We start from the raw sequence: 13980 nt of genomic DNA on the forward strand, positions 1-13980 counted from the left end.
TTAAGCTTTTTTCATTCTCTGAAAATAATCCTTCATCGCTACACGCACTTTAGGAGCTAAGTATAATGTGGAGATCATTGTTGGTACAGCCATTATCGCATACATACCATCTACCAAACTAATCACAACATCCAAAGATGCCACAGCACCAACTACAATGGTGATCAAATAGAAATAATTGTAGTAATCTGCTCTTTTGGCTCCAAAAAGATAACCAAAGCACTTATGACCATAATAAGAGTAAGTGAACATCGTAGAAAGTGCAAAGACTAATACGGCTATCATCAATAGATATCTCCCATAGAATGGAAGTGCCATATCGAACGCTGCAAGAGTAAGTCTAACTCCATCCTTTTCAGTTGACTCCCAAACACCTGTCAGCATGATTACCAAAGCTGTAAGTGTACAAACGACTATCGTGTCGATGAAAGGCCCAAGCATCGCTATCAAACCTTCACGAATAGGCTCATTATTTTTGGAAGCACCATGGACCATCGGTGCAGTTCCTATCCCAGCTTCATTAGAGAATGCAGCTCGTCTAGCACCAACGATAATCACTGCCCCTACTGCTCCACCTGCCATCGCTTCGCCCGTAAATGCGTCGGTAACAATTTTCAACAACATATCAGGTACATCACCTATGTATTTGAATACTATAATGAGCACTGTCACAAAGTAAAGTCCAACCATGAAAGGAACCATTTTGGATGCCACAGCGGCTATTCTCTTGATTCCTCCAAGAATTACAATGGCTACTAGAACCATCATAGTAATTCCAATAATCCAACGCGTTTTGTCGCCTTCATCTAACCCTGCAGGTTCTAGGATTACAGTTCTAAGTACTGCTGTCAATTGATTCGCTTGGAAAATAGCCAGTAATCCTAAAATACCTGCTCCACAAAAAATCACAGAAAGGAATTTCCACTTTTTCCCCATTCCTTCCTCGATCACATACATGGGCCCCCCTTGTATGTTACCTTCAGAATCTTTTCCACGATACATTATAGCTAGACTACAGGTATAAAACTTAGTAGCCATTCCTACAAATGCAGAAACCCACATCCAAAAGATAGCTCCTGGACCTCCCATGTTAATCGCAATAGCAACACCACTTATATTCCCTAGACCCACGGTTGCTGCAATAGCAGCAGACAATGCCTGAAAGGAGGTAATCTGACCCGGCGCCAGACTGTTGTCATACCTTCCTCTAAGTAATCCTATAGCATGACCAATCTTGCGAAAGGGGACAAAACCTGAATGCACTAACAGGACCATTCCACCTCCCATTAAAATGATAAGCATAGGAGTTCCCCAAATCCAGTTAGCAAAGGATATAATGTATTCGCCCATTAAAGTTTTCTATTTAGAGTAATCAAGTTACCTGATCGGATGATTTTAAAATTAACGTCCATATTAGGTTCATTTTATTCAATTTCAAAGAGTATGGCTATCTAAGCAACAAAAAACCCGGTTGAAGCCGGGTCTTTAATGTTGATAGCATAGACTACCAATTGACTTTCGGAGATCTATAGAAGCCTATTCCATTGATATCCCAACGCTTACCTTGCTGCGCAATTCTCTTTTGAAAGCTTTCCCAATTTCTTCGCTCATTTGAAGACCAAGCTACTTCAGCAAGGGCCGCCAATCTAGGGAATGCCATGTACTCAATGTCCGCACGATTAGTAATTGTTTCGGTCCAAAGAGGAGCTTCCACTCCAAGAATATCGGTTTTATTAATCCCATCTGCATAAGTTGCTGGATCCCAATTATATGAATCATCAAGCTCAATATATGCAGCCCAGTGAAGGCCAAGTCTAGACGTAGAGTCATATTGCATATCCAAGTATGCACGCTTAGCTGGGGACATAAGAATCTGATTTCCTTGCTCCTTAGCCAGCTTTGCATTTTCTTCCAATGCCCAAAATTGAGCTACTGAACCCGGTGCTAATTTTGCTGTTGCGATTTCATCCCAACCTATGCTCGTTTTGCCATATTTGGTTACGATTCCTTGTACACGTTCCACAAAATAGATGTAATCATCCTTTTCAGTTACATGGGATTCATCTCCACCAATGTGAATATAAGGGCCAGGAGTAAGCTCCACGAGCTCTCTGATCACATCTTCAACAAAGGTGTAAGTAATTTCTTTGTTTGTGGCAAACGTACTGAAACCCACTTCAATGCCTGTATATATTTCAGCTGGCTCTGGATTCTTGTCTAGGATATCAAAATCAATTTTACCCTCAGTCATCGTAGCAAAATCTCCATCAGGTAAGTTCACACCAGGATTTAACTCAGCATAAGCAGCCAAGGCAGCATTAGTATGACCTGGCATATCGATCTCTGGTACTACAGTCATAAATCTATCCGCTGCATATTTCACAATATCACTATATTCTGCTTGGGTATAAAAACCACCTTCAGTACCTCCTACTTCAGTCTTTCCACCTATTTCAGTCAATTTAGGCCATGATTTAATTTCAATTCTCCAGCCCTGATCATCAGATAAATGCAAATGTAGATAGTTGTATTTCAGGCTTCCCATCTGATCTATGTAGTGCTTTACATCTTCGACACTTATAAAATGTCGTGCCACGTCCAGCATAGCACCTCTGTAGGCAAATTCAGGTTCATCTTCAATCTTGCCATTCCCTATCGTCCAATCTGCGTCAACTACTGAGGAATTTTCAATCTCCACTGGTAAAGCTTTGATTAGTGTTTGGGTGCCATAATAAAGTCCAGCTGCAGAAGTAGAAGTAATTCTTACCCCATCGTCTGTAATCTCAATACCATATTTTTCGGAAGCCTCTCCCCCAGTCAATTCCAAAATTAAATCACCTTTCTCAGCCGAAACTGGAATAGCATATCCAGTAGCAGGACGAAGTTTTTCAGCCAAAAAATTACCAACTCTAGTTAAATCTCCACCTGCACCAATCAATTGAATGGAAGATTCTGAGTTCAACTCAAATGCACCAGATTTAGATGTGACTGATCTCGGAATAGGTATAATTCCAGCTTCATCGAGCGGGATTGAATTGGGTGCTTGACAGGAACTAACAGATAAAACTGCTAGAGCAGCCAAAGTCCTTAAGGTAAGTTTCATAGAATAAAGGTTTGAGTAAACTTAATCTATTTTTTTAACAATCTTTTTAGGACAAATTAATTTTATAGCGAAACGCTTGAACTTGGGCAGTAATTAAAGGTATGTTGATATTACTATGTGTATTTTTATGAATGGGCTAAAAATTGTGACTGGTTTTTGATAATTTCAAATTTCACAAAGTCTGAAATTGGTTTGATCGATAATTACGAATAGAACAATCCAAAAAACCCTCTTTAACATAACTATTAATCTAATGAAAAGTGAAGGTTCAAATTCTGGGAATTCCCGGAGAAAATTTCTTAAAGGCTCAGCCTTAGCTGCTGCCGGATTTTACATTGTACCAAGAAATGTCTTAGGGGGCCCAGGTTTTATTGCCCCAAGTGACAAACTTCGTGTAGCTAGTATTGGTGTTGGAGGTATGGGCGGAAGTGATGTTCGCGGAGTAACCAAAACAGGCAAAGTAGACTTTATTGCACTTTGTGATGTGGATGATTCCAGAGCCAAAGGCAGTAGAGAGTTGCATCCAAAGGCAAAATATTACAATGATTTCCGCGAAATGCTGGATAAGGAGGGGAATAACATAGATGCAGTCACAGTATCTACTCCTGATCACATGCATGCTGTAGCAGCAATGGCGGCTATGAAGATGGGCAAACATGTCTATGTACAAAAGCCACTTGCTCATGATATCTACGAGGCTAGAATGCTAACAGAAGCAGCAAAAAAATATAAAGTAGTCACCCAAATGGGTAACCAAGGTTCTTCAGGAGATGGAGTTCGTCAAATGGTAGAATGGTATGATGCTGGATTAATTGGAGAAGCTACTAAAGTTTATTCGTGGACAGATAGACCTGTTTGGCCTCAAGGCATACAATGGCCTACAGAACCTGTTACACCTCCGTCTGATTTGGATTGGGATCTATGGTTAGGCACTGCTCCCTACAAGGATTATGTGGGCAACCTTGTCCCATTTAACTGGAGAGGTTGGTGGGATTACGGCACAGGTGCACTAGGTGATATGGCTTGTCATATTATGGAGCCTCCTTTCAGAGTATTAGGTCTTGGCTATCCAAAATCCGCCGAATGTTCCGTCGGATCAGTGTATGTAGGTGAGTTCAAAAGAGGATACTTCCCTGAGAGCTGCCCTCCTTCTTCTCATATTACTTTGAGATTTGATAGACCAGGCAAAGATGATCTTGAATTCCACTGGATGGATGGTGGTATACAACCAAACAGACCAGAAGAATTAGCTCCTAATGAGCAAATGGGTGATGGTGGTAACGGAGTAATCATCGAAGGAACCAAAGGTAAAATGATGTGCTCCACTTATGGAAAAAACCCTCAGTTACTTCCTACGTCAAAAACAAAAGATGCAAATGTGCCACAAACGCTTCATCGAGTAGATGGAGGAGATGGTGGCCACTATAATAACTGGGTTGAAGCTTGTATCGCAGGTCATGGTTCGGAAGAATTCAAAAACTTGAGCTCTCCATTCTCTATCGCTGGCCCATTGACTGAATCCGTATTGATGGGAAATCTTGCTATCAGAAGCTATGATTACAGAACTCCAAAAGCCGATAATGCTAATCAGTTCGATTATCCGGGAAGAGGAATCAAACTCGTATGGGATGGTCCAGAAATGAAGGTCTCTAATTTCGAACCTGCTAACCAATTTGTGAAGCGGGATTACAGAGGAGATTATTCTCTTTAAAAATAAAACGGCTTTGAAAGATGATTTTCAAAGCCGTTTTTATTAGAAGAGCGTACGTATCGAATGCTTCATTATTCTAGTCATTTTGCCTATTGCGACTACCTACTGCGACTAAAAAATTATCCAAACACACCTTCGATTAGGAATAAGACCCCATTAATTCTTAGCGTTCTACTTCTAGCTCTACTCTTCTATTCTTTGATCTGCCTGTTTCGGTAGAATTGGACGCCAGAGGTCTAGTTCCTCCCCAGCCCGAGATTCTGAGGCTTTCGAAAGCAACTCCTTGCTCGATTAAGAAATCTCTTACGCTTCCTGCTCTATCTAGAGAAAGCCCCTTATTCAATCCAGGATCACCAGCATTATCCGTATGCCCATGAATTCTAAGTTTCATCTCAGGGTTTGACAAAAGAAATTCTGCCAATTCAGTTAAAGAAGCTTTGGTGTCCTCTCCTTCCAATTCTGCAGTACCGCGTTTGAAATTCACATTATCCAATAATACTACACTACCCGATTCTGCTTTTGTCATCAGCACTACAGTGGGTTCGTTAATCTTTACTTCTCCTATTAAAATGGTTTTAGGGAAATAACCATTAGCACTTACCTTAATCTCTTTTACTTGAGCATTTCCTAACTCAGAGAGTTTGAGTGAATCACTTGCGCTCTTGGAAACACTAATTCCCCCGGCTTTCCAGGTTAAGGTGTAAGGAACAAGGGTTTTATTCTTCGCATCCACTACAAACCATGAAATCGGTTCTTCTGCCTTTTCTTCAGTTTGCTCCACTATTCTCACTTCAGGTATTCCTACACTGGATGCAGGATATATAGGCTCTATGGAGACTGTTTTTATTTTTTCTGGTTGTGCTGTTTGAGCTATAGCTTCAGGAGCTGCAATTGAAAATTCTGTAGGGATATCAAGGGGGATCACTGTCTCAAAAGTCAATAAATCGGCAAAGCCGTCACTATTCTGAGTGCTCGTCCACACCACTTCTTCGGAATTGATAAAAGTCACTGAAACTTCAGAGCCAGGAGAACTCACTTGCTCCCAGATTACTGGTTTGCTCCAGTTGTTCCAACCTTCTCCCATGCGCTTTGCTATGAATATATCTTTCCCTTGTGCACCTTCATGCATATTCGATGAGAAATACAATTCACCTGACTTTACATTAAAAAATGGACTCATTTCCTGACCTATCGTATTAATCGCAGACCCAAGATTGACAGGGCTTGACCATTCAGTTGGGCCAATTTTGTCACTCACATAGATATCTTCATTTCCCTTGGAGTCTTTCCCTTTTCCTGAAAGAAAAATCACTTTACCTCCAGCACCTACCCGACCTGTAACTTGTCCTGAAAGTCCATCCAATCCAGGCATAGATACTCGACGAAGAAAATTCCAATCTTTTCCAAACTTGGAATATTGGTAAATCCCAAATCTTTGACCACCTGTGTGATATACGAGAAGCGTAAGAATATCCTCCAAACCTAGAGAGAAATCATAGCCATCAGTACTTAGATCTGCCCTATGAACGGCTTCTAACCATTCTCCTGTTTCTGATTTTTTGGTCATCCAGATATCACCTGGATCTGTAACTCCACCTATATTCTCCGGATGGAAAGCTCGAGTGAAAAGTAAAGTATTATCTCCAATCCATACTGGATTCATATCGTCCTGAGGACTATTGGCTCCAGAGAGGGATACTACTTTTTGGGCGTGAAGATGGAATGAAAAGCAAAAAGCAAGTAGCATTACGCTACTTGCTTTTATAAATACGTTCTTAAATTTTCTCATAGTTTATTGATCCAACACAATGGCAAATACCAGAGGTGCTACGATCGTTGCATCAGACTCGATGATAAATTTCGGAGTATCGATTCCTAATTTACCCCAAGTGATTTTTTCATTTGGAACAGCTCCAGAATACGAACCGTACGAAGTGGTCGAATCAGAGATCTGACAGAAGTACCCCCAAAGTGGCACATTCGTTCTTTGCAGATCCTGATGCAACATCGGCACCACACATATAGGGAAGTCTCCTGCAATTCCCCCGCCAATCTGGAAAAATCCAACAGTACTTTCCTCTGTAGCATTATTTGTATACCAATCTGCTAGGTAAATCATGTACTCAATGCCTGTTCTAACTGTATGCACATTCTTCACATCTCCCGTGATCACGTGACCTGCAAACATGTTTCCCAATGTGGAATCTTCCCATCCTGGAACTATGATTGGAATATTCTTTTTGGCAGCTTCAAGCAACCAGCTATCCTTTGGATCAATTTGATATGACTCTTCTAATTTTCCTGAAAGTAAGATTTTATAGAAAAACTCATGTGGGAAAAATGATTCACCCGCTTCATCAGCTTTCACCCATTCTTCCAAAATCACATTTTCAATTCTTCGCATCGCTTCCATTTCTGGAATACATGTATCCGTAACGCGATTCATGTGTCGCTCAACCAAATCCTGCTCTTGCGCTGGGGTTAGTTCACGGTAATTTGGAATCCGCTCATAGTAATCATGAGCAACCAAATTGAACACATCTTCTTCCAAATTTGCACCAGTACAAGTGATTATTTGAATCTTGTCCTGACGTATCATCTCTGCTAGTGAAATACCCAACTCAGCAGTAGACATTGCGCCGGCAAGTGTTACCATCATTTTTCCGCCATTATCCAAATGACTTTTGTAACCTTCAGCGGCATCGATCAAGGCCGCAGCGTTGAAGTGACGGTAATTATGCTTTAAAAATTCAGTGATTTTCATTCTATAAATTTTCGTTAGAGCTTCAAAAATACCCAATTTTTCCCCACAAAAAAACCCAGCCTAAGCTGGGTTTCAATATTTGGAAGATGTAGTACAGCTTATTTAGCTGTGTCTGCAGGAGCAGACGTATACTCTTTGTTTAATCCTTCGATTACAGATGTAGTAAGATCAATAGCGTCATTCGCGTACCAAACTGCTCCACCTCTAGTGTAGCTCAAAATCACATCAAGATCGTTGCTCTGAGCATAAGACTTAAGATATTTCTGAACTCTGTCGTATACTTCACTATAAAGGGCAGCTTCATCAGCAGATAATTCTTGCATCAAATTATCACGATAAGTCATCAGGTTTTGCTCTTTTTTAGCCAATTCTTCTTGCTTAGCTCTCTGCTGGTTCACAGTCATGTTACCACCAGTTTGTTGGAAAGTTTGAACTTCTTGCTGAAAGCCGTTCGCTCTTCCTTGAAGATCTCCTTCAAATTTCTTTCCTTTTTCAGTTAGCTCTTCAGACTTCGCTTTAAAGTAATCATACTTATTGATCACGCTATCTGTGAAAACAAAAGCAACGTTCAAATCACCTTGTTTTACTTCTTTGGAAGCGGTTTCGCCAGTCGTAGTAGAAGTTCCAGCATTATCGCAGCCGTATAAAAGCACTGTAGCAAGGCTCAATGCACCGATTAGTTTTATTCCTCTTTTCACTTTGTTGATGTTATTGATTACAAGGGCGCAAATATAAAGAAAGTATTGATTTTACAAGAATTGACTTAACATCTCTAGGTAAATTTAGAGCTCAGCACTTAAAAATATAGATCTTGAGCCAATCTATAGACTTGCGTATGGGCTTCTACAATTTTAGCTACGTTAGCTGAATAACCTCCTCCCATGCAGCACATAATAGGCACCTGTAATGATTTGGCTAAGTTAAGAACCATACTATCTCGATTCTTAACTCCGTCAATGCTCATCGATAATCTTCCTAATTTGTCGCTTTCCAACACATCTACTCCAGATTGATAAATAATAAAATCAGGCGAAAAATCTTTCAATATTATTTCAAGCTGGGTTTGGAGTATACTTAAATACAATTCATCGCCCGTTCCGTCAGGAATAGCGCAATCTAGATTGGAGATTTCTTTACGCATGGGATAATTCTTCTCTCCATGCATACTGAACGTGTAGATATCTGAGTTATTCGCACATATACTGGCAGTGCCATTGCCCTGATGTACATCTAGGTCTATCACCAAAACCTTTTTAGACAATTGATTTGCTAATAGATAATTAGCTGTAACAGCAATATCATTTAATAAACAAAACCCTTCACCACGATCAGCAAAAGCATGATGCGTTCCTCCGGCAATGTTCATAGCTATTCCATACTTTAAAGCAAAAACGGCAGCCTGAACAGAACCCTGCAAAATAGTAACTTCCCTATCCACCAGTTCTTTGGACAAAGGAAATCCAGTAGCCCGTATTTCAGATTTGGATAAAGATAAGTTCTCAAGCTTATTCCAATATTCCGCTGTGTGCGTAGTCAAAATCCATTTTTCATCTAAGGGATGGGGCTCAAAGAAATTCTCCTCATGGACAATTGCTTCATGCAATAGCTGACCAGGAAGTAATTCATATTTCTCCATTGGAAATCTATGACCCACTGGCAAGGAATGCTTATAGATAGGTGAATAGGCAATTTTTAGCATAAAAAAACGCTTGCGGTTAGCAAGCGTCGTTTTAGTGTTTAACTCAGTTAAGATTAATCTTCGATATCTTCTTCTTCAGTTTGAAAAGCATACATCGTATCATCCAGCTCTAAGGTATCGTCATTAAATTCTTTGATGAATTTGGCGATCACATCTTCATCTATCAAATCGATATTCAAGGCTGCATCTACACCAATTCCGAAATCATGGTGGGTATCAACATCAACGAACTCCTGCACTTTTACACTTTCTTCCTCTTCTATTTCCATGATGATCTCAGTGATAAACCAACCGATTTCTTCTTCTTCACTGGTTAATGGCTTCAAATTACCATTTTCATCTTCTTCATAGGTTATACCTTTGAAATTCGGGAACTTCTGAGCGGCCTTATGTTCTGCTAGTTCATACACTTCACTAGCATGATGCAACCTAAGGGTGTACAAAGCGGAGTCGTAGATTACTTCTTTACCTTGATACATTCCTATAAAATAGAAATTCACAAACTCATCAGAGTTTTCTTCTTCGGGAAGGATTTTGAATGTTTTGTTGAGCTTCCCTAGCTCATCCTTTAGCTCTTCGATGCGTTGAGGATCAAAACCTGGATTTGAGATTGACATAGGTCAAATATTTAAAGAATATTTATCTTTTAAGTGATTAGCAATCCAATAGTACTAAATCGTATAGTAATATAACATCAAAATCTAATCGAATTTATTTAAAACCGCAAAGTCTAATAAAGAAATTGTTAAATAATTGTGGTTTTCCAAGAGATATAATAATCTGAAGTTCAATTAGAAGAGTTGGTTGAAGTAGGAAGCCGATTTAAGGATTTTGAAATTTTAGAAGTTTTTATAAATTAACTCTTTAAGGAGCTTTCCTAATAAACCTCTTGAGAATAGCCCTTTTCAAAGCCCTTTCTAATTTAAAGAACTTAGTCACTCAATAAATGTTTAACAAATAATTATTATTGTGATGGTTTGGAAGGGTTTAAACTATTACCAAACAGTGAGTTAATAATACTAACAACGATTGCAAACAAAACTGCCCACCAAAATCCATCCACCTGAAACCCTGGGATAATCCGATCAGCAAGCATAAACATCAGCGCATTGATGACCAATAAAAATAGACCAAGCGTTAAAATGGTAATTGGCAAGGTTAGTACAATCAATATGGGCTTCAGGGTAATATTGATCAGGATGATGAATGCAGCAAGGATAAAACCTGTTACAGCAGTATCAATGTGAATACCGGGGATCAGATATTCAGCAATTATTACAGAAATCCCTCCCAAAAGGATCTTTACTAGAAAATTCATAGGTCTATCGGTTATTTCCACGTGTTTATAAAGATAGAAATTACCTTAATTTTTCTAAAACCTGATAAATATCATCTCAAAAAATTGGAATGCAAAGAGCTATTAATTCGTTACTTGATTTGGGTTGCCTTATATTTGCGCCTCTAACATAAATCCTACGCCGAGTGATAATCATTATCTTGTTCTTGCTGCATTGGTATTTCTCCTTGTTTTGCCAAAGCTTCTTCCTTCACAGATATGCTGCCCATCAAATGTTCTATATGAACAAATACTGGGAAAAGTTTTTCTATTTCTTTACATGGATGTGGCAAGGTAGCTCCTATCTCTCTCCGAGAGCATATGCTATTCTTCACAGAATGCATCACGCCTACAGCGACACACCAAAAGATCCACACAGCCCGCATCATACCGAGAACTTATTCACCATGATGTGGAAAACTAAAAACATATATAATGAGTATTTTTCTTTCAGATTGAAGCCTGAAGAGAGGTTCTCCAAAGATATTCCTGACTGGAATAAATTCGACAAGTTTGCCGATACCATGCTGGTGCGTGTGAGCTGGGGGTTATTATATGTCGCGATCTATGTACTATGTATCTCTGTTTTCGATATGCCAGGTACGCATTGGTGGATGTATTTCTTACTTCCTATACACTTCCTTATGGGACCAGTTCACGGAGCTATTGTAAATTGGAGTGGGCATAAATATGGATACGCAAATTTTGATAATAACGACCATTCAAAAAACAGCCTTTTATTGGATGTATTAATGCTAGGAGAATTGTTTCAAAACAATCACCATAAGCTTCCAAATAGACCAAACTTCGCAGTGAAATGGTATGAATTTGATCCAACATATCCCATTGTCAAACTATTGCACATGACAAGGATTATTAAGTTAAGACCTGCATAACAAAAAATGGCCTCATATGAGGCCATTTTTTGTTGAACTCGGTTATTTTTTATGTGAACACCAAATCTCTTGAGATAAAAAAAAATTAAAACTAAAGGTGGTTTTTTTTGCAATTGTGAAACTAAACGAATAATTTTCTTGCACTTAAAACTTAACGCCTTATTTATGAAACCATTAACAAGAGCCGAAGAGGAGATCATGCAGATCCTCTGGGAAATCGAAAGAGGATTTGTCAAAGACATCCTTACTCCAATGACCGAACCGAAGCCAGCGTATAACACTGTGTCTACGATAGTTAGGATATTGGAGCGTAAAGGATTTGTGAGTCACAAGTCTTACGGAAAGAGTCATGAGTATTTTCCAATCGTATCGAAAGACGAGTATCGTTCTTTCATTATTAAAAAAATGTTAGATGGTTATTTCGAAAATTCCTTCGGAAAACTTACTGATTTCTTCAAAAGTGACGAAACACTGAATACAAAGTCGTATCAGTAATCATTTTTGAAAAGTAAACATGCATAAAAAAACCTGGTATTACCCCCAGGTTTTTTTATTGCCAAATTTTTCTGACTCATTTGCCGTAGAAAGACAGCTACTTTTCATTCTATTTTTTTTTCAAAATAACCAAAGTTATTGAAGTTGACAGAAATCAAAAAAGCCGGAGTTTCCCCCGGCTCTTTAACTCGTTAAATCTATAATTAGGTAGTCGTGTTCGTCATATCACCAGGGTAATTGGCGTTCAACATATTCATAGTCTCGTGAGCTACTTTGATGTTGTACTCGTACGCAAGGCTCTTATAATTGACCAAATCGACTATGGTACCTATAAAACAAAGTCCAATGGTTAAAATATATAGAATACCTAAGCCAATCTGCCCAAGTATGAATCGATGCAAGCCTGCAAAGCCAAAAAAGCCTAACAAAGTCAAAATCAAAATCATCTGTGCGTCTTTTCTTCTGGCACGATAAACCTGTGCAAAAAGAGATGCCTGATCCTCATCCATATTCTTCATCAAACCCTGGATGTAGCCCAGTTCCATTCCTTCCAATTCAGGAAGATGTCTTAATACATTAGCCATAATTGTGTGTTGTTTTTAAGTTTTTAATAAGTTGCCAGATTCTAGAAATAATAACCACATACGCCAGCAAAGCCAGTGGGTGCATGCTCCAGGAAGCTTGAAATTCTCCTCTTGCGAGTAAACTCATAGACCTTCCCAAGCCACAACCCGGACACCAATCAATCCCAAGTTGGCTCAGCGGACAGAGACTTAAGTGACTGCCTCCCTGAGGATCCAAGAGAAGGATCGCTGCTATACTGCCGATCCAAAAGATCAACTCTAGCGGCAAATTTGATATCCATTGGGTTATTACCTTCATGTTCTGTTTAATTACGAAAAAGGTGCCATTCCCCAAACATAGCCTAAAACGGCGAATTTCGAAGGTTATGCTATTTTCATGCTAAGTAAACGAACATCATTGTGTCCGAAACCGAACATAATATTCATCATTAATTCCAAAATGGCTTCATGTGTATTTTGACACTTATAATTCGTCTTCATTTTGTATTTTGGCAATTCAATTTTGACTTATAAATGAAATACTTCTTTGCTACTTGCTTCTTTTTATACTTAGCCAGTACTTTTCCCCTTCATGCACAGACTAGTACAGATCTTTGGGTTGTCAACACCAGTGGAAAAGGTGGTAAGTTGAAATTGCTACCTGAAACTGCTCATTCCCTTACTGATCGTCCTGAATACGATAACCAACCTAATTTTATCAATGAATATCAGTTAGTATTTTCTGCTGCTGATGAAAATGGCAATCACGATATAATCGTCTATAATTTCGAATCAGATAAATTCACCAATCTTTCCAAAACATCTGATCGAAGTGAATTCTCACCCAGCATTACTGATTGTGGAATGTATATAGCGGCAGTAGTCATGGAGGAAGACAAAAAGCAGAGAATTTGGCTCTACCCTACCAATTTTGAACCAGCAGAACTACTCTACGACGACATTGAACCTGTGGGATATTACGACTGGTATGACAATAAAGCTGCAATGTTTGTACTAGGTGAGCCAAATAAATTAGTATATGCTAGAGGTAGAAATGATCTGATTGAAATAGATTCAGCAATCCAACGATCAGTCAAGAAGCGCCCTAAGACATCTGAAATCACCTATATGGCAGGTCTGACTAATGGCCAGCCGGGTATTATTAAGAGCTATGATATAGAAAATGGAAATAGAGAAGTATATCTTTCGGGAATTTCAGGATCTCAGGATTTCTTATGGCTGGATAAAAACCACCTGATAATGGCTTCTGGCAATGAAATATTTATAAGAAAGTATAATAACCCAGAATGGAAATCACTAGGTGTGATCAATTCCGTAACTCACGAAAATATTACCCGAATGGCTTATAGCGAAGATCTAAATGTGCTAGTAGTCACAATGAATAGAAAATAA

General features: G+C 39.0%; 14 protein-coding genes. 4 read left to right on the top strand and 10 right to left on the bottom strand.

Annotation, left to right across the window (positions count from 1 at the left end):
• Nucleotides 1–1350, bottom strand: coding sequence for an alanine/glycine:cation symporter family protein (locus BM291_RS07150; RefSeq protein ID WP_092895757.1), 1350 nt, complete (start codon nt 1348–1350; stop codon nt 1–3).
• A gap of 154 nt (nt 1351–1504) precedes the next feature.
• Nucleotides 1505–3103, bottom strand: coding sequence for a beta-N-acetylhexosaminidase (locus BM291_RS07155; RefSeq protein WP_092895759.1), 1599 nt, complete (start codon nt 3101–3103; stop codon nt 1505–1507).
• 253 nt (nt 3104–3356) lie between these two features.
• Between BM291_RS07155 and BM291_RS07160 the strand changes: the two genes are divergently transcribed.
• The gene (locus tag BM291_RS07160) at nt 3357–4814 is read left to right on the top strand and encodes a Gfo/Idh/MocA family protein (RefSeq protein ID WP_092895761.1); all 1458 of its coding nucleotides are present in this window, start codon (nt 3357–3359) and stop codon (nt 4812–4814) included.
• A 163-nt stretch (nt 4815–4977) separates the two neighbouring features.
• Here the strand turns inward: BM291_RS07160 and BM291_RS07165 are convergent, their stop codons facing one another.
• The 6 genes from BM291_RS07165 to BM291_RS07190 all read right to left on the bottom strand — a co-directional run bounded on the left by BM291_RS07165 (nt 4978) and on the right by BM291_RS07190 (nt 10595).
• Nucleotides 4978–6603: an OmpA family protein gene (locus tag BM291_RS07165; protein WP_092895763.1), complete on the bottom strand. Its 1626-nt coding sequence runs from the start codon at nt 6601–6603 to the stop codon at nt 4978–4980.
• Between the two features lie 3 nt (nt 6604–6606).
• Nucleotides 6607–7578, bottom strand: coding sequence for a deoxyhypusine synthase family protein (locus BM291_RS07170; protein ID WP_092895765.1), 972 nt, complete (start codon nt 7576–7578; stop codon nt 6607–6609).
• A 98-nt stretch (nt 7579–7676) separates the two neighbouring features.
• Nucleotides 7677–8276, bottom strand: a complete 600-nt coding sequence (locus BM291_RS07175) for an OmpH/Skp family outer membrane protein (protein WP_092895767.1) — start codon at nt 8274–8276, stop codon at nt 7677–7679.
• Nucleotides 8277–8374: 98 nt separating this feature from the next.
• Nucleotides 8375–9277: a histone deacetylase family protein gene (locus BM291_RS07180; RefSeq protein WP_092895769.1), complete on the bottom strand. Its 903-nt coding sequence runs from the start codon at nt 9275–9277 to the stop codon at nt 8375–8377.
• Nucleotides 9278–9330: 53 nt separating this feature from the next.
• On the bottom strand, nt 9331–9894 hold the full coding sequence (locus BM291_RS07185) for a hypothetical protein (protein WP_092895771.1): 564 nt from the start codon (nt 9892–9894) through the stop codon (nt 9331–9333).
• A gap of 347 nt (nt 9895–10241) precedes the next feature.
• On the bottom strand, nt 10242–10595 hold the full coding sequence (locus tag BM291_RS07190) for a phage holin family protein (RefSeq protein WP_092895773.1): 354 nt from the start codon (nt 10593–10595) through the stop codon (nt 10242–10244).
• 164 nt (nt 10596–10759) lie between these two features.
• On the opposite strand from BM291_RS07190, the gene BM291_RS07195 reads away from it, so the two are divergent.
• A complete protein-coding gene (locus BM291_RS07195) occupies nt 10760–11509 on the top strand; it encodes an acyl-CoA desaturase (RefSeq protein ID WP_092895775.1) in 750 nt (249 codons plus the stop codon).
• A gap of 165 nt (nt 11510–11674) precedes the next feature.
• A complete protein-coding gene (locus tag BM291_RS07200) occupies nt 11675–12004 on the top strand; it encodes a BlaI/MecI/CopY family transcriptional regulator (RefSeq protein ID WP_092895777.1) in 330 nt (109 codons plus the stop codon).
• A 203-nt stretch (nt 12005–12207) separates the two neighbouring features.
• Here the strand turns inward: BM291_RS07200 and BM291_RS07205 are convergent, their stop codons facing one another.
• Nucleotides 12208–12588 carry a TM2 domain-containing protein gene (locus BM291_RS07205; RefSeq protein ID WP_092895779.1) on the bottom strand — a complete coding sequence of 127 codons (381 nt, stop codon included), beginning with the start codon at nt 12586–12588 and terminating at the stop codon, nt 12208–12210.
• Nucleotides 12581–12886 carry a DUF2752 domain-containing protein gene (locus BM291_RS07210; RefSeq protein ID WP_092895781.1) on the bottom strand — a complete coding sequence of 102 codons (306 nt, stop codon included), beginning with the start codon at nt 12884–12886 and terminating at the stop codon, nt 12581–12583. The genes BM291_RS07205 and BM291_RS07210 overlap by 8 nt, the downstream gene beginning before the upstream one ends.
• Nucleotides 12887–13101: 215 nt before the next feature.
• On the opposite strand from BM291_RS07210, the gene BM291_RS07215 reads away from it, so the two are divergent.
• Nucleotides 13102–13980: a hypothetical protein gene (locus BM291_RS07215; RefSeq protein WP_092895783.1), complete on the top strand. Its 879-nt coding sequence runs from the start codon at nt 13102–13104 to the stop codon at nt 13978–13980.

The organism is Algoriphagus aquimarinus (assembly GCF_900112005.1).
In the GTDB taxonomy this organism is placed as follows: Bacteria; Bacteroidota; Bacteroidia; order Cytophagales; family Cyclobacteriaceae; genus Algoriphagus; species Algoriphagus aquimarinus.